The organism is Mesorhizobium sp. B3-1-8, assembly GCF_006439495.1.
Lineage (GTDB): Bacteria > Pseudomonadota > Alphaproteobacteria > Rhizobiales > Rhizobiaceae > Mesorhizobium.
This window is the reverse complement of the sequence record NZ_VFTK01000010.1, coordinates 1-24785: the sequence shown is the minus strand read 5'-3', so window position 1 is coordinate 24785 and position 24785 is coordinate 1. Positions and strand designations below refer to the sequence as shown.

Annotated in this window: 20 protein-coding genes and 1 pseudogene; 11 read left to right on the top strand and 10 right to left on the bottom strand. The window is 63.4% G+C overall.

Translation table 11 applies throughout. From position 1 onward, the window contains the following. Nucleotides 1-195 precede the first annotated feature (195 nt). Nucleotides 196-1992 (bottom strand): GtrA family protein, encoded by a 1797-nt coding sequence (locus FJ424_RS11320; protein WP_140654578.1) that lies wholly within the window; start codon nt 1990-1992, stop codon nt 196-198. Between the two features lie 126 nt (nt 1993-2118). Between FJ424_RS11320 and FJ424_RS11315 the strand changes: the two genes are divergently transcribed. The 3 genes from FJ424_RS11315 to gshB all read left to right on the top strand — a co-directional run bounded on the left by FJ424_RS11315 (nt 2119) and on the right by gshB (nt 4655). Further along, a complete protein-coding gene (locus tag FJ424_RS11315) occupies nt 2119-3114 on the top strand; it encodes a glycosyltransferase (protein WP_140654580.1) in 996 nt (331 codons plus the stop codon). Then, entirely contained in the window at nt 3114-3488 is a 375-nt protein-coding gene (locus tag FJ424_RS11310) for a GtrA family protein (protein WP_140654582.1), read from the top strand. The genes FJ424_RS11315 and FJ424_RS11310 overlap by 1 nt, the downstream gene beginning before the upstream one ends. Before the next feature lie 225 nt (nt 3489-3713). Further along, a complete protein-coding gene (gshB, locus tag FJ424_RS11305; RefSeq protein ID WP_140654584.1) occupies nt 3714-4655 on the top strand; it encodes a glutathione synthase in 942 nt (313 codons plus the stop codon). Nucleotides 4656-4703: 48 nt separating this feature from the next. Here the strand turns inward: gshB and FJ424_RS34320 are convergent, their stop codons facing one another. After that, on the bottom strand, nt 4704-5687 hold the full coding sequence (locus tag FJ424_RS34320; RefSeq protein WP_281405435.1) for a LysR substrate-binding domain-containing protein: 984 nt from the start codon (nt 5685-5687) through the stop codon (nt 4704-4706). Between the two features lie 92 nt (nt 5688-5779). Here FJ424_RS34320 and FJ424_RS11295 point away from each other — a divergent pair, with 92 nt between their 5' ends. From FJ424_RS11295 to FJ424_RS11280, 4 genes and pseudogenes are all read left to right on the top strand, one after another. Beyond that, nucleotides 5780-6667 carry an MEDS domain-containing protein gene (locus FJ424_RS11295; RefSeq protein ID WP_181182065.1) on the top strand — a complete coding sequence of 296 codons (888 nt, stop codon included), beginning with the start codon at nt 5780-5782 and terminating at the stop codon, nt 6665-6667. 208 nt (nt 6668-6875) lie between these two features. After that, a complete protein-coding gene (locus tag FJ424_RS11290; RefSeq protein ID WP_181182066.1) occupies nt 6876-8618 on the top strand; it encodes a GGDEF domain-containing phosphodiesterase in 1743 nt (580 codons plus the stop codon). Between the two features lie 210 nt (nt 8619-8828). Next, nucleotides 8829-9168 (top strand): annotated as a pseudogene (locus tag FJ424_RS11285) (glutathione synthase); the annotation flags it as partial. Between the two features lie 64 nt (nt 9169-9232). Then, the gene (locus FJ424_RS11280; RefSeq protein WP_140654590.1) at nt 9233-10297 is read left to right on the top strand and encodes a glycosyltransferase; all 1065 of its coding nucleotides are present in this window, start codon (nt 9233-9235) and stop codon (nt 10295-10297) included. A 78-nt stretch (nt 10298-10375) separates the two neighbouring features. Here FJ424_RS11280 and FJ424_RS11275 read toward each other — a convergent pair whose 3' ends face one another. Beyond that, entirely contained in the window at nt 10376-11371 is a 996-nt protein-coding gene (locus FJ424_RS11275) for a LacI family DNA-binding transcriptional regulator (protein WP_181182067.1), read from the bottom strand. A gap of 229 nt (nt 11372-11600) precedes the next feature. On the opposite strand from FJ424_RS11275, the gene FJ424_RS11270 reads away from it, so the two are divergent. The 3 genes from FJ424_RS11270 to FJ424_RS11260 all read left to right on the top strand — a co-directional run bounded on the left by FJ424_RS11270 (nt 11601) and on the right by FJ424_RS11260 (nt 15886). After that, a complete protein-coding gene (locus FJ424_RS11270) occupies nt 11601-12533 on the top strand; it encodes a nucleoside hydrolase (protein ID WP_246677226.1) in 933 nt (310 codons plus the stop codon). Beyond that, nucleotides 12534-14189 carry an ABC transporter substrate-binding protein gene (locus tag FJ424_RS11265; RefSeq protein WP_140654596.1) on the top strand — a complete coding sequence of 552 codons (1656 nt, stop codon included), beginning with the start codon at nt 12534-12536 and terminating at the stop codon, nt 14187-14189. It abuts the gene before it with no gap. Nucleotides 14190-14356: 167 nt separating this feature from the next. Further along, nucleotides 14357-15886, top strand: a complete 1530-nt coding sequence (locus FJ424_RS11260) for a YifB family Mg chelatase-like AAA ATPase (protein ID WP_140654597.1) — start codon at nt 14357-14359, stop codon at nt 15884-15886. A gap of 129 nt (nt 15887-16015) precedes the next feature. Here FJ424_RS11260 and FJ424_RS11255 read toward each other — a convergent pair whose 3' ends face one another. From FJ424_RS11255 to FJ424_RS11245, 3 genes are all read right to left on the bottom strand, one after another. Further along, nucleotides 16016-16672: an outer membrane protein gene (locus FJ424_RS11255; RefSeq protein WP_140654599.1), complete on the bottom strand. Its 657-nt coding sequence runs from the start codon at nt 16670-16672 to the stop codon at nt 16016-16018. Nucleotides 16673-16927: 255 nt separating this feature from the next. Further along, nucleotides 16928-17515, bottom strand: a complete 588-nt coding sequence (locus FJ424_RS11250) for a TetR/AcrR family transcriptional regulator (protein ID WP_140654626.1) — start codon at nt 17513-17515, stop codon at nt 16928-16930. A 30-nt stretch (nt 17516-17545) separates the two neighbouring features. Continuing rightward, complete coding sequence (locus tag FJ424_RS11245; RefSeq protein WP_140654601.1) at nt 17546-18136, bottom strand: DUF308 domain-containing protein; 591 nt, start codon at nt 18134-18136, stop codon at nt 17546-17548. Nucleotides 18137-18297: 161 nt separating this feature from the next. Between FJ424_RS11245 and FJ424_RS11240 the strand changes: the two genes are divergently transcribed. Continuing rightward, nucleotides 18298-18813, top strand: a complete 516-nt coding sequence (locus FJ424_RS11240) for a GNAT family N-acetyltransferase (RefSeq protein WP_246677219.1) — start codon at nt 18298-18300, stop codon at nt 18811-18813. Between the two features lie 40 nt (nt 18814-18853). Here FJ424_RS11240 and FJ424_RS11235 read toward each other — a convergent pair whose 3' ends face one another. From FJ424_RS11235 to FJ424_RS11220, 4 genes are all read right to left on the bottom strand, one after another. Beyond that, complete coding sequence (locus FJ424_RS11235; protein ID WP_140654602.1) at nt 18854-21034, bottom strand: malate synthase G; 2181 nt, start codon at nt 21032-21034, stop codon at nt 18854-18856. 302 nt (nt 21035-21336) lie between these two features. After that, nucleotides 21337-23358: a hydantoinase/oxoprolinase family protein gene (locus tag FJ424_RS11230; RefSeq protein ID WP_140654604.1), complete on the bottom strand. Its 2022-nt coding sequence runs from the start codon at nt 23356-23358 to the stop codon at nt 21337-21339. Nucleotides 23359-23527: 169 nt separating this feature from the next. Continuing rightward, a complete protein-coding gene (locus FJ424_RS11225) occupies nt 23528-23902 on the bottom strand; it encodes an endonuclease domain-containing protein (protein WP_140654606.1) in 375 nt (124 codons plus the stop codon). A gap of 100 nt (nt 23903-24002) precedes the next feature. Further along, nucleotides 24003-24629, bottom strand: coding sequence for a CDGSH iron-sulfur domain-containing protein (locus FJ424_RS11220; RefSeq protein ID WP_140654608.1), 627 nt, complete (start codon nt 24627-24629; stop codon nt 24003-24005). Nucleotides 24630-24785: the final 156 nt, after the last annotated feature.

Genomic DNA, 24785 nt, shown 5'->3' with positions numbered 1-24785 from the left:
GTATCGGAAAATCGATTTTCCGTTATGCAAAAGTTGCTTGCCTCGCTGGCGGTTGTTCAGCTTCGGGCAAAAAACGGTAATCTAGCCCAATAGTCGTTCATGCGTAATCTCTAATAGAAATATCGAACGATCTTTTCCGGGATGCTCCCGTTTGAGGCGAACGGATGGCCGCTTCCCACCTTTCGGGACATTGCTTTAGCCGGCTTGCTTTACGCGGTAGAGCTCGATCGGACTGCCTTTCCCGCTGACCGGCTCGAGCCAGTCCGGCACGGAGCCGCGCAGCAGGCCGGCAAGGAAGCCCTGCGGGGCTTTCCGGGTCAGGATCAGGGTCTCGACATTGCCGGGGCAGACGGCGACGAGGCCGACACGATGCGCCTCGACGATTGCGCGTGCGTTGTCGGCCGAGCCGAGAAAGGCGTCCAGCGCCAGGAGATTGCCGGCGACATTGCGGTGATAGGGACCGGCGAAGACGCGATGGTCGCTATAGACGAGGACCGGCGCTCCAAGATTGGAAATCGTGAGCACGGTGGTATCGGCCATGGCGCCAAGCGGCGCGAAGGTGGCCTTCTTCTCGCAGGTCTGATCCGTCGTGGTGCCGTCAGCGACGGCCTTGCCTTTTTCGAACGCGACCGAGGCGGCCGCGGCGACGCCTGTCCATACCGGATTGATCGAGACCAGCCAGACAGCCGCAAGGCGCAGCGCCACGCCAAGCGAGGAACTGGTTTCGGCCCGCGCCCGCCATTTGGCGATCCACGCCGACAGCGGGACGACCGCGAAGGCGATCGAGAAGGTGGTGCCGCGCACCTGCCAGGCGCCGACCACGAAAGCGACGGCGAGCAGTGCCGCGACGAGGCTGTCCTGCCGCCGCCAGCCGCCGCGGCGCAGACGCAGCGCCATCAGGACGATCGCGAGCAGCGGCGTGGCATAACGTGCCGCGACACGCGCCGGATCGCGGACAAGCAGCGTGAACAGCGACTGGGCCTCGTCGATATGGTCGAGCCACAATTCCTTGAGGCGCGGGTCGAGCGAGGCGTAGGGCGCCGAGAGGCATTGCGGAAACAGCACCGCCACGACCACGCCGAGCACGACGCCCAGCGCGGCAAGCGACGCCAACCTGCGCCGCCAGCTGCCTGCGGCGGGTTCGGCGGAGGCGATTGCCGCCAGGCCGATGCCGGCAATGGCCGCGACGGCGAACTGCGCGACCGAGAAGGCATCGCACTGCGCCGCGCCCCAATCAGACGGACGGATGGTGACCAGGAAGACAAGCGCCGCGACGCCGGCGAAGCCGAGGCCGAAATCCCGGGCGATCGCCCGCTCGCCGCCCGGATCGGCGACGAACAACAACGACACGCAAAGGCCGATGGTGGCGACGTAGGGCACGGTTTCCATGCCGACGGCGAGCGTCAGCGCGGCGCAGAGGCCGGACAACAGCGCGGCCCAGCGCCGGGAAGGCGCCTCGAGCAGCAAAGCGAGGCTCGCCATGGTGAGCATCAGCTGGACGTTGTGATGATCGAGCGCGCCGGGATCGTAGATGCCGATGAAATAGTAGCCGGCCGCGCCAATCAGGATGGCGGGCAGCACCGCGCCGCCGCCGCCGAAGCTGCGCGCGGCGCGGGCGGTGAAGAACAAGGTCGACCAGAGCAGCAGCGCCGGCCACAGCACCTGCGCCACGTCCTCGCCAAGCGGCCTGCTGCCGGTGAGCGCCGAGGCGACAAGCGCGATGGCGGCGATCGGCGCATCGACCAGCCTCGACCAGTGCATGACGAAGCCGCCTTCCAGCCCCATCCGGTACTGGTGCAGGTCGAACCAGCCCTGGCCGGCCAGCAGGTCGCGGACCTCGACGAGGCGCAGCAGATTGTCGTTGTCGCCGCCGGCATCGGTCAGTTGGCCAAAGCCGGCCCACGCATCGACGGCGAAAGCGAGCAGGGCGGCAAGCAGCGCCAGCACCAGATCGGACTTCCAGGTGGCGGCGCCGGTTTCGGCTGTGCCCATTGCAGTGGCCTTTGCAGGGAGAGGATCGGTTTTAAACCTAGCCTTAACGGCTTCAATAAATAGTAAAACGGCTCGAGGGGCCGGCACAGGGACGGCCGGAGGCTGGTCGAGCGTCCGGAGACAGACATGCCGCATGCAGTCCGCCATGAGCCGGTTATTGCCGTGCTCCTGCCTTGCTACAATGAGGAGCTGACGATCGGCGAGGTCGTGCGGCGCTTCCGCGAGACGCTGCCTTCGGCCGCGATCTATGTCTACGACAACAATTCCAAGGACCTCACGGCGCTGAAAGCTCGCGCCGCCGGCGCCACCGTCGTGCGCGAACCGCGCCAGGGCAAGGGCAATGTGGTGCGGCGCATGTTCGCCGACATCGACGCGGACATCTATGTGATGGCCGACGGCGACGGCACCTACGCGCCGGAAGATGCGCCGCAGCTGATCAATGTGCTGCAGACGGAGCGCTCCGACATGGTGGTGGGCACCAGGCGCGGCGTCACCGACGATGCCGGCCGCAACGGCCACGCCTTCGGCAACCGCGTCTTCAACCGCCTGTACAAGGGCCTGTTCGGGACCGACTTCACCGACATCTTCTCCGGCTACCGGGTGTTTTCGCGCCGCTTCGTCAAGAGTTTCCCCGCCGTTTCCGGCGGCTTCGAGATCGAGACCGAGATGTCGGTGCATGCCTCGCAGCTCAAGCTGCCGGTGAGCGAGATGGCGCTCGATTACGGCCGCCGCCCGGAGGGCTCGTCGTCGAAACTGTCGACTTTCCGCGACGGCGCCAGGATCCTGTGGATGTTCGCCATGCTGGTGAAGGAGACGCAGCCGCTGCGCTTCTTCGGCACGTTCGCGCTGTTCTTCCTGGCGGCGAGCATCGGCCTGATGATACCCGTGCTGGTCGAATTCGCCGAGACGGGACTGGTGCCGCGCATGCCGACCTGGGTGCTGTCGATCGGCATGCTGCTTCTGGCCATGCTTTCGATGATGACCGGGCTGATCCTCGATTCGGTGTCGCGCGGCCGGGCCGAGCAGAAGCGCATCTTCTACCTGTCGATTTCCTCCGGTCGGGCCGAGCGTGGGATATCCGGGCAGAAAAGCGAGCCTGGCAAGGCCTCGCGGGCGGCATAGTGGGCCGCCTCGTCCGCTTCATCCTTACCGGCGGCATCGGTTTCGTCGCCGACGCGGCGGCGCTCTGGCTGCTGCTTGCCGCGACGCCGCTCGGCCCGATGGCGGCGCGCGTGCTGTCGATCGGCTTCGCGCTCTGCGTCACCTGGCAGATCAACCGCCATTTGACCTTCTCGCCGTCGAGCCGAGGCTTGGCGCATGAGGGCGCGCGCTATGGCGGCGTCGGCATCGCCACCGGCATCGTCAACTATCTGGTCTATTGCGCGCTGCTCTTCGCGCTGCCTGCCCTGACGCCGCTGGCGGCGCTGGCCTTTGCCTCGGTCGTCGCCATGGCGCTGTCCTTCCTGGGCTATTCCAGGCTGGTCTTCGACCGCTGAGACCGTTTGGAAATTCTACTCTGGCGGCCATCTGATGGCGGTTTCTGCGCTTCCGGTGCTCACGGACCCAAACGTCCGCTCCGCTCCGGTTCTCGAAACCACCACCATATGACTCGCCAGAGCGAAGTTCGAAACGGGTCTCTGAGCGTCTGCACCAAGCAAGCACGATTGGCACGCGCCGCCGATTTCCTTATATCGGGCGTCTGAGTTCCCCGGAGATCGAAAATGCCGCTGAAGATCGCCGTCCAGATGGACCATGTCTCCACCGTGTCGATCGCCGGCGACACGAGCTTCGCGCTGTCGCTGGAGGCGCAGCGGCGCGGCCACAAGCTTTTCCACTACACGCCGGATCGGCTGTCGATGCTGGGCGGCAAGGTGTTCGCGCGCATCGAGGAGATGCAGGTGCGCGACGAGAAGGGCAACCACTACTCGCTCGGCGAGAAGGTGCGCACCGACCTCTCCGAGATGGACGTGGTGCTGCTGAGGCAGGACCCGCCCTTCGACATGAACTACATCACCACCACGCATATACTGGAGCGCATCCATCCGAAGACGTTGGTGATCAACGACCCGGCCTGGGTGCGCAACAGCCCGGAAAAGATCTTTGTCACCGAATTCCCGGACCTGATGCCGGAGACGCTGATCACCAAGGACCCTCAGGAGGTGGCCGCCTTCCGCAAGGAGTACGGCGACATCATCGTCAAGCCGCTCTACGGCAATGGCGGAGCCGGCATCTTCCATCTGCTTGAAGCCGACCGCAATCTCGCCTCGCTGCTCGAAATGTTCGGCCAGCTGTTCCGCGAGCCCTATATCGTGCAGCGCTATCTCAAGGACGTGCGCAAGGGCGACAAGCGCATCATCCTGATCGACGGCGAGCCGGTGGGCGCCATCAACCGCGTGCCGGCCGATCACGATTCCCGCTCCAACATGCATGTCGGCGGCCGCGCCGAAAAAACCGAGCTGACGGAACGCGAGCGCGAGATCTGCGCCCGCATCGGGCCGGCGCTCAGGGAACGCGGCTTCATCCTGGTCGGCATCGACGTGATCGGCGACTACATGACCGAGATCAACGTGACCTCGCCGACCGGCGTGCGCGAGGTGCAGCGTTTCGGCGGCGCGGATATAGCCAGCCTGTTCTGGGATTGCGTGGAAGGCAAGCGGGGGTAGCTTCGGCCTGCGCTATGGGTCAGTTCGGGCAGTGGCATTCGACCGACCCTATGGCATATCCAATAGATTCAAAAAGGCTCGCGCAGCATGATCTGGCGGTCCCTCATCGTCGCCTTCTACTGTCTGGTAGGCCACCACGAGTTCCCAGCAAATCTCCGGCCCGGCGAGTTGAGCAATTCCGAGCGAGGGGAGACGAGCTTCCGCGATCGCTTCGGGTAAAAGAGCCACGCCCATGCCTCGCCTCACCAACTCGAAGAGAGTTTCGAGATCGCTGACCTCGAAGGCAATGTGTCGGCCAATGCCGGCGCCGAGAAATCCTTGGTCAACCAGCCATCGCGTCCCCCAGGTCGGTTCGAAATCGACAAAGGGCTCATCTTTCAGAGCAGCAAAAGAGACGCCTTGCGCCCCCGCGAGGGGATGCCCTGGAGCACATGCCAGGACGAGAGGCTCGCAGGCAATCATATCGGTCTTGATATCGGCTGGTGACTCGCTGAGGGGGAAAAACGCCAGATCGAGACGACCGTTCCTCATTCTTTCGATGAGTTCCGAAGAGCTGCCTTGGCGGAGTTTGACCTCAACGCCGGGATGCAAGGCGTGGAATTTTTCGATGAGCGAGGGCAGATCAAGAAACGCCGGCAGACTTTGGACCGTACCGATGCTCAATGTTCCTCGTTCCAGATTGCGGACAGCTGCAACAGACTCGCGCGCATCCCGGATGGAATCCAGCGCACTCCTCGCCTTGTCGAGCAGATTCGTCCAGCGTCGGTCAGCCTTACTTGACGCGTGCTCCGGATAAACAATTTGGCGTCGAGTTCTTCCTCGAGCAACCGGATCGAATTTGAAAGCGCCGACTGCACGATGTTCACGCGCTGCGCGGCACGGGTGAAGTGCTTTTCCTCCGCCACGGCGACGAAATGCTGCAGCTGTCGAATTTCCAAGGAAGCGTCCTTTAATTAAGCTATCAAATCGCTTAATGGCATCAGTATAATCTATTTGAGTGATAGGCAAGGGATGCCCATCTTGGGTTTTCATGTCGCGGCGAGCGCCTCGTCGCTTTCCGGTCCATGTGCGACCCTATGTTGCGATTAAGGATATGCAACGCCTGCGCTGCAGGTGATTTTCCGATGACCTCCAGGCACTCCTCAGAATGGCATGACGACGATGGGACCGGCCCACAGCGCAAGTCAGGGATAGGCGTTTTCGGCGAGATTTCTTGGGGCATGCATATGTGCGTTTTCTACGAAGCCGCACAAGATTTGCTAGATGCCAACGTCGCATACCTTCAGGCCGGGTTGGAGAACAACGAGTTTTGCCTATGGGCGATCTCCGAGCCGATCACAGAGGAAGAAGCCAGAAACGCGCTGCGAGATTCCATTCCCGATATCGACGCGCGCCTATCTGCCGGCCAGATCGAAATGGTGTGTGCTGCCGAGTGGTACCTGCCCGGCGGTGAATTTGACCTGAAACGGATTATCCGAAGCTGGAACGAAAAGCTTGGGAACGCACTGACGAAAGGCTATGACGGAATACGGATCAGCGGGAACGCATTCTGGCTCGGCACCGACCATTGGGAGAAGTTCTGCGAATATGAGCGCGACCTGGACCGGTCCGTCGCGGGCCAGAAAATGCTCGTCTTGTGCACTTATTCCATGGCGAAAAGCGGGATCGTGGACCTTCTCGAGGTGGCGCGCGCCCATCAGGGCACGATTATCAGGCAAAACAATGATTGGGAGTTTCTTGAGTCCCCTGAGCTCAGGCAACCAAAACAGCAGGGCGGGAAGAAGCCCAACGGCGCGCCGGACATTCTGCCGAATTCATTTCCGGGACATGATGCGCTGACGTCAAGAGAGCGCACGGTGCTGGCCCAGATCGTCAAAGGGCACTCAAGCAAGGAGATCGCCCGCATCTTGAACATCGCCCCCCGAACCGTCGAGTTTCACCGCGAGAACCTAATCAAGAAGACCGGGGCGAGGAGCACCGTCGACTTGCTTCGCATCGTCCTGAGCGATTAGCGCGAACGAACACAGCAAGGACGGACTTCGGAAGTTCCGCCAGTCTGCAAGCGGAGTACTCATTTTTCGCGCTCTCGCCTCACCACGTGGCGCACCAGGCTGGCGCCGCTACTCTGGACGTGAACATCTGCCCTGTTATTCCTCCCAGTAGAAAGTGTGACGGCGGCTGATACTTTCTGGCTGAACCCACATGTCTTGCAGGCGAGCCATGCCACCAAAATTCAAGGCCGGTTTCGGCGCGCTGGTTACCTCGACAGGGAATGAACGCTCGGACTGGCTTCGCGACCACTTACCGGAAACAATCACGAATAGGCTGCCTGATCTCTCACGAGACGGCGTGGCCATCAGTGATCTCCGCGACAAGGATTGCGCGCTGGTGTACGTCAACCGGGCCTTCCAGGAGATTACAGGCTACGTCAGCAACGAGCTTGTCGGGAAAAACTGCCGCTTTCTGCAAAGTAGCGACCGGCTCCAGCCTGAAATACATGCGGTTAGCGAGGCAATTGCGAGGCGGACGAGCATATCCGTCACTTTGAGGAACTACCGCAAAGACGGCAGTCTGTTCTGGAATGATCTTCGGCTCGTGCCGGTCAGTGCGGATGGGCAGGAGACAACGCACTACATCGGATTGATCCGCAATGTGACCGCAGGGAAGAACGCCGCTGAGCAGATCGAGCTTAGTGCGCGCTCAGACCTTCTGACCGGGGCCCTCAATCGGTATGCCTTTATCGAGGAAATTGGAAATCTCCTGGTTGGCCGGCAGGAACAAATCCTGATCGCCAAGATCGACATGGCAGGGTTCCATGACATCAACGAAGGCTACGGCTACGACGTCGGCGATCAGGTCCTGAAACAGATTGCGCAGCGGCTCGCCAGAGCGAGCATCGCCGTCGTCTCGCGGACCGGCTCAGACGAATTTGGCGTCGCGCATCCGCTGATGCCCGGCCAAAGTGCTGAGACCACCAATGCGACGATCCGGTCGGTCCTTTCGCAAAGCTTCGTCGTTGCCGGCGCCACCATCAACATGCGGTTCGCCATGGGTTATGTCGTCGGACACCCGAAGGCCGATGCGATGACTCTGGCCCGCCAAGCCGGCGTTGCCTTGCGCAGATCAAAATCATCGGCTTTCCTGGAGGTTCGCGAATTCAAACCCGAGGATGAGCGGCAGGCCCGCAATCGGCTGCGCCTGACCCGCGAAATGCAGCAGGCATTGGCCAATGACGAATTCGGTTTTTATTATCAGCCGCAGGTCGAGCTGGACACGGGAACTCTGGTCGGCGCTGAGGCTTTGTTGCGATGGCATCACGGCCTGTTCGGAACTCAGCAGCCCGGTAGATTCATCGAGCACGCCGAAGACACGGGCCTCATACTTGACATCGGGTTCCGCGGTTTGCGGGCAGTCGTGGACTATGCGCAGCGGACAAACGATGGCCGGTCGACTGCGCTCAAGTTCTCGATGAACGTCTCGGCGATCGAATTCAAGCTTCGCGATATGCCGCAATTCGTCTCCGAGGTTCTGTCGGAACGCGAGGTCAATCCCGCCTGGATCACGCTTGAGCTTACCGAGGGCTTGATGGTCGAAAGCTCCGCTGAAATGCTGTCGATAATGAGAGACCTTCGTCAACTTGGGGTCGGGCTCTCGATCGATGACTTCGGGACGGGCTACGCGAACCTGCGCTACCTGGAAGAGCTTCCAATTACGGAGATCAAAATCGATCGCACCTTTGTCACGGGGCTTGGAGAGAGCCGCTCCAAGCAGATCATCGTCGAATCGATCATCAGGATCTCGAACGAACTCGGATTTCGTGTCGTAGCGGAGGGGATACAAACGAGCGATGACTGCGCACGTCTACGGGATATGAATTGCCGCTTCGGACAAGGGTTTTTCTTTGGCGAGGCCGTTGATGCCGCGACTTTCGCGTGCCTCCCGCCCCAGCTTGGACACCGTTAGGATCGTGCGTGGCTGGCATAACCTCAGCGTCGATATGTTCCCGTAATGTTCTTGCCCAAAGCAAAAATCTGTGGTTGTCTGGCTTGATCTCGCTCGCAACCTGACGCAGGGCCGCGAGCGAGCCGGTATCCGGGGGCTTGAGAAAAGATGGTGGCGCGGATTCGCACGGTCGCCCGGAAAAAGATCTTCGTCACCGAGTTCTCGGAACTCAAGGGCGACAAGCGCATCATCCTGATCGACGGCGAGCCGGTGGGCGCCATCAACCGCGTGCCGGCCGCTCACGATTCCCGCTCCAGCATGCATGTCGGCGGCCGCGCCGAAAAAAACCGAGCTGACGGAACGCGAGCGCGAGATCTGCGCCCGCATCGGGCCGGCGCTCAGGGAACGCGGCTTCATCCTGGTCGGCATCGACGTGATCGGCGACTACATGACCGAGATCAACGTGACCTCGCCGACCGGCGTGCGAGAGGTGCAGCGTTTCGGCGGCGCGGATATAGCTGCCCTGTTCTGGGATTGCGTGGAGGAGAAGCGGCTGAAGTCGGCCGCGTAATTGCCGTATGTTGACTCTACAGCACGGGTATCGCCCTCCTACCCTATTCGAGATTGTCGGAGCAATGCTGCGTCATCGCCGCTATCTCCGGAAAGGGTACCCTTCGGCGAAGTCGCAACCTGCTCTTCAGGCAAGTTTGCTGTCGGACGATCCGTTCATATCCTATTCGGGAATGTCCGGTACGCCGCTCGGATTGGCAAGTCACATGCCTCTCCTTCCACGCAGCCACCGTGCCTGGTTTCTCATCTCGCCAACCTGGTCCATCGAAAACAATTCCAGCGTCAAAACGATCCGGACCTATGCCGTTCTGCATAGACTTAGGAACCCCGGTCACTCGCTAATTTTCCTATCCAACACACAAGCCGAGGCTGACCTCTTGAACCAGTCCGGTGAGGCGGCCGTCCTGCACAACAAGACTTCAACAACCTCCGAATACATATTCAGGCCTCTCAAGAACGTCCCTGTAGAATTTGATGCAATCTACAATGCGCAACTGGCTTCGTGGAAACGCCACGACTTGTCTCTTGACATCGAGCGTTGCGCATTTGTCTTTTATCGTGATTTAGTCGGGTCATCTACGACGGAGTCGGAAAGGGCGCGAATAAATCGGCACAAGGAGTTCGCGCCGGGTCACGTGTTTATCAATGAGTTTGACAGCACCGGCAAGCCTGTCCGATTGGCGCCGGCTCACGTGAACATGCATCTAAATCGTGCAGCCGTGGGAATTTGTCTCTCCGAAATGGAGGGACCAATGTTCGCCAGCACAGAATATCTTCTCGCGGGGCTACCTGTTGTCACGACCCCGAACCATGGTGGCCGAGACCTTTATCTGGATGACGATTATTCGCTTACAGTTCCACCCGATCCTCGATCCATCGCGGAGGCTGTCTTAGCGCTGAAGGAGCGACGAATCCCCCGGGCTTATATTCGTTCGCAAACTTTGAAACGAGTTGAACGAGACCGCGGGCGGTTCATAGACCTTGTAAATGAGATTTTTCTGGAAAGCGGCTCTTTGCGCCGAATCGCCATGCCTTGGCCTTTCCGATATCCTGTCATGGAGTGGCTTCCACCCCACATCGCAATCGATCGATCGCTTTCAGGTACGGTCGATGCCTTCATCACCGCCTAATGCATGTCGCGCAAAAGTGACCTCGGTTTTGCGCGACATGCATTAGGTAGCGCTCCGGGCGTCGTCCCACTGCGCCAATTAGGCCGTCTTGCGCTCGACCACGCTGGGCTCCATCACGATCGCCGCGCGACGCCGGTCGGGCCCTTCGAGGAAGTCGACCAGCGCGTCGATGGCGATGGTGCCTGCTTCGAAGATGCGGCGGTCGATCGTCGACAGCGGGCGTTCCAGCAGCGGCGCCAGATAGATGTTGTCGAAGCCCATGACGGCGCAGTCATCGGGGACAACAAGCCCCTTTTCGCGGAGCGCAACCGTGGCGCCGATGGCCAGCATGTCGCTCATGCAGCAGATGGCCGAAAACCGGGTGCTTTCCAGCAGCTCCCGCGTCGCCTGGCGCCCAAAACTGTGCTGGAACTCGCCGCAGCGGACGAGGTCGCGATCGACGGCGATGCCAGCCTGGCGGTGCGCCTCCTCGAAGCCGGCGAGCCTGATCCTGGTGTTCGAGCTTTCCGCCGAACCGCTGAGGAAGACGATGCGCGTATGACCCTTGGCGATCAGGTAGCCGGCCGACTGGAAGGCGCCGTTACGATAGTCGGTATCGACGGTCGCCGCCAGGCAATCGAGCTCCGGGACCTCGCGGTCCATCGACACGAACGGGATGTTCAGGCCCCGCAGCAGGCCGGCATTCGGGATCACGCCGCTCGCCGCCAGCACGATGCCGTCCACGCCATGGCCGGCGAGGAAGGCCAGATGCGCCTCCTCCTTATCCGGAATGCCATCCGAGTTGCACAGGATCGTCGTATAGCCGCGCTGCCGGGCAGCGTCGTCGCAGGCGCGAACCAGCTCGGTGAAATAGGGGTTGAGAATATCCGGAACGATGATGCCGAGGACCTGCGAGCGACGGGTGACCAGCGAGCGGGCGATGGAGTTGGGCGTGTAGTTGAGCTCCCGCGCCAGCGACCAGATGCGGCTGCGCGTTTCCTCGCTGATGAAGGCGTCCTTGCGGTTGAGGACCTTGGAGACGGTGGCGATGGATACGCCGGCACCTCTCGCAATATCCTTGATGGTCGCCGCCACATGTCCTCGCATTGCTTGCCAAGCACCGTCGTCCTGATCCCGTAGCCTCTTACGTCGGCAAAGTCGACCGGCACAGGTGGCGAGCAGGGGCTCCGGCCGGTCGATCGTGTTGACAGCTGGCTGGCATTGCCGTAGGTAAACGTTTAACTCCCTCGATATGAGACTTTCCAATGCCCGTTCCGCTGTCCCACAGTGCAAGCCCGGCAACGCAAGAGACCGCGACGTGACCATGCTTTCCAGAATCCCGCTGGTGATGGATGTCGACACCGGCACCGACGATGCCGTCTGCATCGCGGCGGCGACGCTCTGCGCGGACAGGATCGAGCTGGTCGGGATCGGCGCCGTCTGCGGCAATGTCGAGATCGAGAAGACGGCCAGGAACACGCTGGATCTGATCGATTTTCTCGGCTGCGACGCGCCCGTGCATGTCGGCGCTTCTCGCCCGCTCGCCAGGCCATTGTGCACCGCCGTCAGCCACGGCACGACCGGACTGGGCGACGTGGTGCTGCCCGCCGCGCGGCGCGGCTTTGCCGAGGGCGGCGTAACGGAATTGATCCACGAGGCGGCGAAGCAGCACCCGGGCAGGCTCGAGATCCTCGCCGTCGGGCCGCTGACCAACATCGCCACCGCGCTGATCGAACACCCTGAGCTGCCGTCGCTGATCAAACGCATCACCATCATGGGCGGCGCCATCCGCGGCGGCAACATGACCCTGGCCTCGGAGTTCAATCTCTATTGCGATCCCGAAGCCGCACGCATCGTCTTCGAATCCGGCTGCGCGCTGACGATGGTCGGCCTCGACGTCACGCTGAAGCCGGAGCTGCCGCGCCATGTGTTCGACCGGATAAGGGCTGCATCAGGTCCGCAAGCGGATGTGGTAGCGCGGGTGCTGGACTTCATGATGCGGCGCAAGGACGAATTCGGCGCCGACGACCCGAACCTGCATGACGTGATTGCGCTCGCCGCGATCGTAAAACCGTCGCTGTTCAGGTTCGAAAGCTATTACGTGCATCTGGAAACCGGCGGCGAGGTCACCCGCGGCATGACCATCGCCGATTTCAACAATGTATCAAAGAGGCCGCCAAACGCGCGGGTGGCCGTCGATATCGACGTCGACGGCTTCTGGGACTGGTTCGTCGATCTTTTCGGAGCTGGGAGATAAATGGGGCAGGATAGCGAGCATTGCGAATTCGACCGCCATCATGCGCTGGTCGAGGGCCTGGCGGCGGAGGTCCGGGGCGGATGCCTTCACCGGCGCGAGTTCCTGGCGATGGCAAGCATTTTCGGCGCATCGGCGGTGGCCGCCTATGGCCTGATCGGGCTCGCCGCGCCGACGCCGGCGCGAGCCGCCGAGCCGAAGAAGGGCGGTGTGCTGCGCGTTTCCACCTTCGTCAAGGAGCAGAAGGACCCGCGCGCCTATGACTGGCCGGAAATGGCCAATATCGCGCGCCAGTTCCTCGACACGCTGGTGCGCTACGACACCGACTACACGTTCAAGCCTTCGCTGCTGGAAAGCTGGAAGGTCAATGACGACGCCACCGAATACACGCTCAATCTGCGGCGCGGCGTGACCTGGAACAATGGCGACGACTTCACCGCCGAGGACGTGGTCTTCAACCTCGAGCGCTGGTGCGACAAGGCGGCCGAAGGCAATTCCATGGCCGGCCGCATGACCGCGCTGATCGACGCCAAGACCGGCAAGGCGCGCGACGGCGCCATCACCAAAGCCGACGACCACACGGTGGTGCTGAAACTGTCCTCGTCCGACATCTCGATCATCCCGTCGATGACGGAATATTCCGCGCTGATCGTGCATCGCGGCTATGAGAAGGCCGGCGCCAATCTCATCGCGCATCCGGTCGGCACCGGCGCTTTCGAGCTGGTCTCCTACGACGTCGGCACCAAGGCTGTCGTCAAGCGGCGCCAGAACGGCAAGTGGTGGGGTGGCGAGGTCTATCTCGACGGCATCGAGTTCATCGACTACGGCACCGATCCGGCCGCCTGGGTGAGCGCCTTCGAAGCCGGCGAGATCGACACCAATTTCGAGACCACCGCCGACTATGTCGCGATCATGGACGGCCTGGGGCTGGTGAAGTCGGAAGTGGTGACGGCGGCGACGATCCTTGCCCGCACCAATGTGACCAACAAGCCCTATGACGACATACGCGTGCGCCGCGCCCTGCAAATGGCGACCGACAATCAGGCCGTGCTGACGCTCGGCTATGGCGGCAAGGGCACGGTCGCCGAGAACCACCATGTCAGCCCGCTGCATCCGGAATATTACGCGCTGCCGAAGAAGACGCGCGGCCTCGAAGGCGCCAAAAAGCTGATGGCGGAGGCCGGGCAGCTCGATTTCGAGCACGAGCTGATCACCGGCGACGAGGACTGGCACCGCAGCACCGGAGACGCCATCGCCGCGCAGCTGCGCGAGGCTGGCTTCAAGGTGAAGCGCACCGTGCTGCCGGGCTCGACCTTCTGGAACAACTGGACCAAATATCCCTTCTCGATGACGTCGTGGGGCATGCGGCCGCTGGGCGTCCAGAACCTCGCGCTCGCTTATCGCAGCGGCGAGGCGTGGAACGAATCCGGCTACGCCAATCCCGCGTTCGACAAGAAGCTCGACGAGGCGCTTGCCGTGCCGGACGTTGAAAAGCGCAAGGAGATCATGAAGGATGTCGAACAGATCCTCCAGGATTCCGGCATCCTCATCCAGCCTTACTGGCGCTCGCTGTTCACCCATTCGGTGGCGGCGGTGAAGGACAATCCGGCGCATCCCAATCTCGAGCAGCATTTCGAGAAGGTGTGGCTGGACCGGTAGGCTGGGGAGGCGACAATATACCGGTTCGGCCACGCACCGTTGCCGCGGCCGAATCGATGTTCTTGTAATGTTCTTGCCTCAGCGACAAATCTGTGGTTGTCTGGCGTGAGGTCTTGGGCGGGCTGATCGCAGCGCCGTGCAGGAGCCTGAATCCGGGGGCGGGAAACATGGTGGCGCGGGTTCGCACGGTGGCTTTCCAGGGCATCGAGGCCGTGCCGGTCGATGTCCAGGTGATGGTCGGGCCGGGCAAGGTCGGCATGCAGATCGTCGGCCTGCCGGACAAGGCGGTGGCCGAAAGCCGCGAGCGCGTACAAGCGGCGCTGCACGCATCGGGCCTGTCGATGCCTTCGAAGAAGGTGACGGTGAACCTCGCGCCGGCCGATCTTCCCAAGGAAGGCAGCCATTACGACCTGCCGATCGCGCTTGGCCTGATGGCGGCGCTCGGCGCCATACCGGGCGACATGCTTGCCGGCTATGTGGTGCTTGGCGAATTGTCGCTCGACGGCACGATCGCCGGGGTGGCGGGCGCGCTGCCGGCGGCGATCGGCGCCAATGCCGAGGGCAAGGGCCTGATCTGCCCCTTCGCCTGCGGGCCGGAGGCGGCCTGGGCCGGCAAGGATTTCGACATATTGGCGCCACGCAGCCTGATCGCGGTCGCCAATCATTTTCGCGGCACGCAGGTGCTGTCGCGGCCCGAGGCCGGCATAAAGCTTGCGGCGCGCGACCTGCCGGACCTCACCGACATCAAGGGCCAGGAGAGTGCCAAGCGGGCGCTGGAAGTGGCCGCCGCCGGCGGACACAACCTCCTGATGGTCGGACCGCCTGGCTCGGGCAAGTCGATGCTGGCGCAGCGCCTGCCCTCGATCCTGCCGCCGCTGGCGCCGAAGGAACTGCTCGAAGTGTCGATGATCGCGTCCGTTGCCGGCGAGCTCGGCGAAGGCAAGCTGACGGACCGGCGGCCGTTCCGCGCCCCGCATCACTCCGCCTCGATGGCGGCGATGGTGGGCGGCGGGCTGCGCGCGCGGCCGGGCGAGGTCTCGCTCGCCCATCACGGCGTTCTGTTCCTCGACGAGTTGCCGGAATTCACGCCGCAAACGCTCGATGCGCTGCGGCAGCCGCTGGAAACGGGCGACTGCATGATCGCGCGGGCCAACCACCGCGTCACCTATCCGGCCCGCATCCAGCTGGTGGCGGCGATGAACCCATGTCGTTGCGGCATGTCGGGCGAGCCCGGCTATCGCTGCTTGCGCGGCGACCGCTGCCGCACCGAATACCAGGCGCGCATTTCCGGCCCGCTGCTCGACCGCATCGACCTTCGGATCGAGGTGCCGGCGGTCTCGGCGAGCGACCTGATCCGACCGGACAAGGCTGAGACAAGTGCCGCGGTGGCGCAGCGCGTGGCCCGTGCGCGCGCCATGCAGCGCGAACGGCTGGAAAGACTGGGAGCAGGCGCCACCACCAACGCGCATTGCCCGCCTTCGATCATCGAGGAGATCGCCAAGCCCGATACCGCCGGCCTGACGCTGCTCAAGGACGCCAGCGAAAAGCTCGGCTTTTCGGCGCGGGCCTATCATCGCGTGCTGAAGGTGGCGCGCACGCTGGCCGACCTCGACGCCAGCGAGACGGTCGGCCGCATTCATCTGGCCGAGGCGATTTCCTACCGGGTGAGCGCGGAGCGGATGGCGCAGGCGGCTTGATGAAGCGACCTGATGCCGCCGGAACGGGGAAGAGCTCTGTCATTTTTTGTTCAAGGCAATTCCTGACGGCGGCGCGATTTGGCGTGCAGCCGCGCCGGCATCATCATGAGCAAATTGCGATGCCCGGAATCAGAATTTGTAGGCTAAGGCAGCGCGAACGACACTGAAGTTCATCTTCACGTTATACGGATCGATCGGGTCAAACCCGAAGTCTTTCTTGCCGAGGTCGACATAGAGATATTCCGCACGGGCGGTCCAATTGTTGCTGAAAGCGTATTCAACACCGCCGCCGACTGCATATCCTGTCTGGAATTTGGTCCTGGCTACACCGAAGACGTGCTCATCGATTTTCACATCACCCATCGCAACGCCGGCCGTGACATAAGGAAGCCAGCGATCAAAGGCGTAGCCGACGCGGCCCCGGATCGTTCCGAAGGCATCGACGCTCGCTTCTGCGCCAAGGCCGCCGCCGCCAACCCCCGGCGAGAATTCTTTCTTGAAACCCAGGTAGTTGATATCGCCTTCGATACCGAGAACCCACTGACCGTACTGATAATTGGCGCCAACCAAAGCGCCGCCGGTGAAATTGCCGATGTCTGCCGACCCAGGAATGCCGATGAAATCGCCATCGACCTTTCCGAAGGCCCCACCCGCATTCGCACCAACATAAAGGCCGGTCCAGGAATAGGGAACTTCCATGGAGGCCACGGGTTGGACGATGTCAGCGGCATTGGCCCCAGTCATGGCCACGCCCAGAACCAGGAAAGTCCCAAGGATAGAACGCATCGATTGTCTCCCAAGCGTCGCTCGTTATCGCCGCCACTGCAAAGAGCTTAATCTTAATTGTCTAATAAACCTGTAGCAAAACAGTCACTCAATGCGGGAAATGAGGATTGCCGAACGTCCAAGGCGGAACACTTTCTGATCGGCGGACAAAGTGCTGAAGCGGCAATTGATGCCGGTAAGGACGCCAACGGGACGCTCGGCTTCATGCGTGAACTTATCGCCGGAAAGGGGCGCGGATGCCGGCCGATCTCCTCCTCAATCGGTCGCCGGGATCAGCTTCTGCAGCGTCGGCGCCAGGATCATGCCGAAGGTCAGGACATCGCCATAGGCCCGGGCGGAAATCATCGCCCCGTGCACGGTCGCCATGAAGGCCTCCGCTTCCGCGCGCGGGGCGGCGGAAATCGTCAATGCTCCCTGCGCGGCACCGCGCTCGATGACGCCGGTCAGCCACCCCGAGAGAAACTGAAAATACGCCCGGACCTCCACGGCAACCTCCGGCGGAAGGGCGGGAAGCTCGCTGGCAAGCAGCGCGCAGACGCAGATCGGCCTGCTCGCGTCCTCGATGCACTGCGCCCAGAAGCCGACATAGGTTCGCAGCAATTCCGGCGGCGCAGGCACATTGCGCTCAAGCTCCGTCATGCCCGTCACGGCATCCTCGAGGTAGCGCCTGACCAGGGTCTGCACGAGGTCGACCTTGCTGGGGAAATGATGATGGATGCTGGCTTTGCGGATACCGACGACCTCGGCGATATCGGCGTAGCTGAACCCGTTATAGCCGCCGGCGACGATGAAGCTTCGCGCGGCGGCCAGGATGTCATCGGCGGTGTTCGAGGGCTTATCCATAGACATGCCTAACGTCCGACGGAAGAAAGCTCAACTCGCCACCTGCCGCGACTTGCGAAGCATATCGCTGACGGAAAGCCACACGGCGGACACCAGGAAGTAGAAGGCGCCGAAGGCGGCGTAGGGCGCGACATTGGCGATGCCGATGGCCTCCGCGCCGCCCGCCATCTTGACGAAGAAGAGTCCGGCCAGCGCTGACTGGGCGCCGCTCAGGATCATCGCCCACTGCGCGCCGCTGGTCTTCCAGCGGCGTAGGGCGGTGAGGAGCTGAAATGCGCCGGAGACGACCGCCCAGACCCCATAGACCGCAAGCACCGCGTTCATGCTGTGGCCAAGCGCGACGGCGACCGCGATCGCGGTGATGATGCTGACGGCGAAATTGAGCAACTGCGACCTGTTGCGGCTCAAGCCGCCGCTGCGCTGCGCGTCGACATAGTTCGCGAGCGCGTCCCAGGCGGGGTAGACCACCAGCATGACGGCGGCGAGCGGCGGAACCGACTTAGCGACGGTGAAGGCTCCCGCGACCCAGGCCGCCGATACGGCAAACCGTAGATAGTAGTAGCTTTTGAGCCAGCCGTTTGAGGACCGGGCGCGGTTCTGGCCGCTCATTTGTGAAGACATGACGGATACCTTTCCTGGAGAAGTCGTCACCAACCTACTAGTAGGTAGGTCAACATTCGTCAAGCGATTTGCGAGGTTGCCGCCTCGTTGAGCGCTCGACGATGCGTTCGCATCCCGGTAACTGCGTGGTATGCTGGAACGGATCCGCGCGGGGGCGAAGGATGATTTCAGTTCTGCCGGCGCGCAGCGCCGAAGACTTCGAGACCATGGCCATGCTCTGCGGCAGGCTAGCGCAGTGGGATGTCGACGCGTCCGCGCCCCATGGTGTCTCGGAGGAGGATATAAGGACGCTCTTCCAGCCCGGCACCAGCGGCCATAAACTGGCAATGCAATTCGGTGTGCCGGGTGCCATGGCCTTCATTGCGCGATCGGGCAACGTGCCGGCGGGCTGCCTCGCTTTCGGTCCGTTCGGCGATGGCACGGCGGAACTTCACAAGTTCTTCGTCGATGCATCCTTCCGGGGACAAGGCATAGGTCGCGCGCTGATGGGCGCAGTCCTGGCGGAGATCGACAAGAGCCCGGCCCGCATGGTGCTGATCCACACCACTTTCTATATGGAAAGCGCGATTGCCGTGTACGAGACGTTCGGCTTCAGGCCCTGCGCTCCGTTTCGCGACACGCCCGCGCATGTCAGGCACACGGACGTCTTCCTGTCGCGCACGATCAAAGGCGGGTGAGGGCCGCAACCGCCGACCAGCCGGCGGTAAGCCAGCAGACTCAAGCAGAGTCCTGCCTGTCGCGCGCCTTTAGCTCCAGCCGCCGCTTATGCAGCACCGGCTCCGTATAGCCGTTGGGCTGAACGGTGCCCTTGAACACCAGGTCGCAGGCGGCCTGGAAGGCGATGGAATTGTCGAAATCCGGCGCCATCGGCTGGTAGAGCGGGTCGCCGACATTCTGGCGGTCGACGATCGCCGCCATGCGCTGCAGTGAATCCCGCACCTGGATTTCCGAGCAGACCTTGTGGCGCAGCCAGTTGGCGATGTGCTGCGAGGAGATGCGCAGCGTGGCGCGGTCCTCCATCAGGCCGACATCGTTGATATCGGGCACTTTCGAACAGCCGACGCCCTGGTCGATCCAGCGCACGACATAGCCCAGGATGCCTTGCGCATTGTTGTCGAGCTCGCGCTGGATCTCGTCCGGCGTCCAGTTCGGCCGCACCGCGACCGGCACCGACAGGATGTCGTCGAGCTTCGCCTTCGGCCGGCTCTTCAGCGCCGCCTGCACGGCGTGCACGTCGACCTTGTGGTAATGCGTGGCGTGCAGTGTGGCGGCCGTCGGCGACGGCACCCAGGCGGTGTTGGCGCCGGCCTTGGGATGCGCGATCTTCTCGACGAGCATCGCCGCCATCAGGTCCGGCATCGCCCACATGCCCTTGCCGATCTGGGCGTGGCCGGCGAGCCCGCATTCCAGGCCCGTGTCGACATTCCACGCCTCATAGGCGGAAATCCAGGCGGCCTGCTTCATGTCGTCCTTGCGGATCATCGGGCCGGCTTCCATCGAGGTGTGGATCTCGTCGCCGGTGCGGTCGAGGAAGCCGGTGTTGATGAAAACGACGCGCTCCTTCGCGGCACGGATCGCTTCCTTGAGGTTGATCGTGGTGCGCCTCTCCTCGTCCATGATGCCCATCTTGATGGTGTTCCTGGCCATGCCGAGCAGCGCCTCGACCCGGTCGAAAATCTCGACGGCGAAAGCGACCTCTTCGGGCCCATGCATCTTGGGCTTCACAACATACATCGAGCCGGCGCGGGAGTTGGCGCGGCGGCCGTCGTCGCCGACATCGTGCAGCGCGATCAACGCGGTGATGGCGGCGTCCATGATGCCTTCCGGCACCTCGTGGCCCTCGTGGTCCGCGATCGCCGGATTGGTCATCAGGTGGCCGACATTGCGCACCAGCATCAGCGAGCGCCCCGGCAGCAAGAGCTGGCCGCCATTCGGCGCCGTGTAGCGGCGGTCGGGGTTGAGCTTGCGGGTGAACGTCTTGCCGCCCTTGGTGATCTCTTCGGCAAGGTCGCCCTTCATCAGGCCGAGCCAGTTGCGGTAGACGACGACCTTGTCCTCGGCATCGACGGCCGCGACCGAATCCTCGCAGTCCTGGATGGTGGTCAAGGCCGATTCCAGGATGACGTCGGCGATGCCCGCAGGATCGGTCTTGCCGATCTGGTTGGCGCGGTCGATCACGATCTCGATATGCAGGCCGTTCTTCACCAGAAGCACGGCTTCGGGATTGGCGGCATCGCCGCGATAGCCGGCGAACTGTTTTGGGTCGGCGAGCGTCGTGGCGCCGGCGCCCTCGCCGAGCTTCAGCGCGCCATTGGCGACCGAGAGCCCGTTGACGCCCGCCCATTTGCCCGTGGTCAGCGGCACCGACTGGTCGAGGAAATCCCTGGCCCAGGCAATCACCTTGGCGCCGCGCGCCGGGTTGAAGCCCTTGCCCTTCTCGGCGCCGCCGGTCTCGGGAATGGCGTCGGTGCCGTAGAGCGCGTCATAGAGCGAGCCCCAGCGGGCATTGGCGGCGTTGAGCGCATAGCGCGCGTTCATCACCGGCACCACCAGCTGCGGTCCGGCGACGACGGCGATCTCGGGATCGACATTGACGGTCGATACGCTGAAGGCCGGGCCTTCCGGCACCAGGTAGCCGATCTCCTTCAGGAAATTCTTGTAGCCTTCCATGTCGACCGGCGCGCCATTGGCGCGGTACCAGCCGTCGAGCTTTTCCTGCATAGCGTCGCGTTTTGCCAGCAGCGCCCGGTTCTTCGGCGCGAGGTCGTGGACGATCTCTGAAAAGCCGGTCCAGAATTTCTCCGGGTCGATGCCGGTGCCGACTGCCGCCTCCTCGGCCACGAAGTCATGGAGCTCCCGGGCAATCCGCAACCCGGCGATCTCGATGCGGTCGGTCATCTGCACGTCTCCAGATAGTAGGCTTGCCGGGCGTTTGGCATGTTTGGGGTTGCGGGGTCAATTCGGCTTAGGGTGTAGGGGGGTTGGCGGGGCGGCGAAGCTGCTGATCTCCCCCCTCGTGGGGCAGATGCCCGGCAGGGCAGAGGGGGCGCGAAGGAACGCCAACCTTGTCACTTCTATCCCGTGCAAATGTCACCCAGACTGGCTGTCGGAGAGGCGGAAGAACGGAGACGCTGGCGGGACAGCGCCCCCCTCTGGCCTGCCGGCCATCTCCCCCACAAGGGGGGAGATTACGCTCTCCCTCACACCGCAATCCGCGGCCGTCCCGACGCCACGGCCACCACATGCGCTTCGATGAACATGCGTTGGCCCTCGATGGTCGAGACCTTGAACTCGGTGGCGATTTCGATCTCGGCGCTGTCGGTGCCGGCGTCCTTCGCGCGCTCGGCCGCCAATGCCCGCACATCGGCCTCAGCCGCCGCGATCGCCTTCTCCTCCTCGGTGAAGTCGCGCACCGTCTGGCCCGAGGCGAGGCGGAACAGGCCTTCCTTGGGCTGGCTGACGCGGGCCTCGGCCGAGACGCGCACCTGGCCGACCACGGCGCCGAGCGCGTTGGCGACGTCGGTGTCTTCCGGCACGATGCAGCCATTGCCGACCAGCACGGCCAAGCCGGCATAATGCAGCGGCGCCGACGCGCCGAGGCCGATGACCGGGCGGTCGAGCGCGACGGTGAAGCGGGCGATGCCGGGATGGGCATCGACCGCGCGCTGCACCAGCGCGTGCGCGACGGTCGCGGCGCCGTCCAGCCCGTCCTCGGCGAAGGCGGTTTCAAGGATGTATTCGGCCGACCAGCGAGTCAGCGTCACCAGCACGCGCTCGGCGATGGCTTCCGGCGTCGCGGCGATCGTCTGGCCGCGGCCGTCGCGGCGGCGGGCGAAGAGCTCGGCGCCGAGGCGGGCGGCGGCGGCGTCCCAATTGGACTGTTTTCCCACGACATGGGCCGCGTCGGACGGCGTGAAACCCGAGATATGCACGAGCCCCCGCGCGACCAGCCGGTTCAGCGTGGCGTTCTGGGCATTCGACGACAAAAGCCTGTCGAGCACGAGCGGCACGGAACCGATCGTCTCGTAGAGCTTCGCTTCCGGCGCGGTGAGGCCGGCGGCGAGCCGGTCCGGCACGCCGGTGCGCATGGCGAAGCGCCCGTCCATGCGGCCAGGGTTCGGCGCGCGCAGCTGCCGCTCCAGCTCCGACGTCACCGCCTCGCCATGCACCATGCCCGACAGCGCCAGCGGCACCAGGCGGCGCGGCCCGAGCAGGATTCTCGGGTCGAGCGCGCCGTCTTCCAGCGTGACTTCGGAATCACCGCCGAGGCCGAAGGTGCGCATCGCGACCGCCTCGACCATGGTGCGGAAACCGCCGACGGTGGCGCCTTCCGGATCGAGGCGCGGGCGGCCGCCATCGAGCACGGCGACGTCTGTCGTGGTGCCGCCGATATCCGAGACCATGGCGTCGTCCAGCCCGGTCATGTGGCGGGCGCCGACAAGGCTGGCGGCCGGGCCGGACAGGATCGTCTCGATCGGCCGCTGGCGGGCGAAGGCCGCCGAGACCAGCGCGCCGTCGCCGCGCACCACCATCAGGGGTGCTGCGATGCCGCGATGGCCAAGAAAACCTTCGGTCGCAGCGACCAGCCGGTCGATCATCGAGATCAGGCGGGCGTTGAGCAAGGTGGTGAGCGCCCGGCGCGGGCCGCCGAGCTTGGCCGACAACTCGTGGCTGGCGGTGACCGGCAGGCCGGTCTTGTCGCGGATCAGGTCGCGGGCCGCAAGCTCATGCGCCGGGTTGCGGGTGGCGAAATAGGCGCAGACGGCAAAGCCCGACACCGAGCCGCCAAGCTCGGGGAGCGCCGCCTCGAGGCCGGACAGGTCGAGTTTCGCCGCATTGCCATGCACGTCATGGCCGCCGGGGCAGAACACCACCGGGTCGGTGCCGAGCGCCGTCTTCAACCCGTCGCGGGCAAGGTCGGCCTCGGAAAAGCCGATCATGACCAGCGCCACGCGCCCGCCCTGGCCCTCGACCAGCGCGTTGGTGGCCAGAGTGGTGGACATCGAGACCAGCTTGATGGCGGCCGGATCGGTGGCGGATTCCTGAAGCACCGCATCCACTGCGCCGGAAATGCCGACGGCGAGGTCGTGCCGCGTGGTCAGCGATTTGGCCTTGGCCAGGACTTTTCCCTTGGGTCCGCCTCCCTCGGACCACAGCACGGCATCGGTGTAGGTGCCGCCGGTGTCGATGCCGAGGAAGAGGGGGTGAGGCTTGGCGGTCATTTTGGGCGGGCGGTCCGGGCAAGAGGGCTTTGTCGCGAAGCCCTTAGCCGATACGGGCTGGCCGATAAAGGCGGGAGAGGTGGGCCAGGGGGGAAGAGCTAATCTCCCCCCTTGTGGGGGAGATGGCCGGCAGGCCAGAGGGGGGCGCTGTCCCGCTGACCTGACCGCGCTATTCGGATGGACTTCCAAGCCCGGTCACGATCACGATATGCTGGCAAACACTATCGATGTCGCGAATGACACCTTCGTTCCAGAACCGCAGAACGGTCCAGCCATCTTTCTCCAGCCTCGCAGTCCGTGCCTCATCGCCTGCGACGGCATCGGCTTCTCCGTGCTGAGACCCGTCGACCTCGACGACGAGCTTCTTCTGCGGGCAAGCGAAGTCTACGATATATCCGGCGATCGGGAACTGGCGCCGGAAGCCTAGGTCCATCAACCGATGGGCGCGAAGCTCGTTCCAAAGCTTCAATTCGGCTCCTGTCATCACCTTGCGCATTGATCTGGCGTTGGCGCGGTGTTTTGGCGGCAGCGGCGTATGGGGCATTTGCATCGCTCGGTGATTGTTAAGGTTCGCGCTCTACGGCGCCCCCCTCTGTCCTGCCGGACATCTCCCCCACGAGGGGGGAGATTGGCAGCTTCGACGCCTACCCCACAAACCCCACCCTTTTATGGCTCCCGTCGCAGAACGGCTTGTTGGCCGAATGCCCGCAGCGGCAGAGAAACACCTTGGTGGTGCGGGCGATCGTATGTCCTGTCCCGGTGACGATCTCGGCATTGCCTTCGACCTTGAGCGGGCCGTTGACGGTGGGCGTCACGGTCAGCGGGCCATCCCGCGCCTCCAGCACCTGCGCTTCCTTCAGCGGCGGCTCGCCGGTGGCGATGAAGCCGGCCTTGATGTGGCTATTGTCGCAGAACGGCTTGTTCTGCGACAGGCCGCAGCGGCAGAGCGTGGCGCGGAAGACGGTTTCGTCGCCCAGCACGATCTCGGCATGCACCGCCAGCGGGCCGTTTTCCCTCAACCGCACCGTGTTGACCACCGGCGGCTTCTCCTGCGGTCCGCCATCCTTTCTGGTGTAGGTGATGGCGCCCGACGGGCAGTTCTGCGCCAGCGCCACGACCTGCTCGACGCTGGCCGCTTCCGGATGGATCCATTCGCCCGGCGCGTTGGGCACGAAGACATGCGGGTTGCCGAGCACGCAATTGCGCGAATGGATGCAGCGCTTGCCGCTGAAAGAAACGTCGAGCTTCTCGCCTTCGACCGTGCCTGCCATTTGGGTGGGGTCTCCTGTTGGTGGGTGGAGACGAGGCTAGGGCGGGGGCGAGAGGGGCGTCAAGCTGGCCGGATGCACAGCCGGTGTCCAGCCGATAGATGGGTAACACTTTGAACCGGATACATAGGTAACAGTTTCTCCCCTATGATGCGTTCG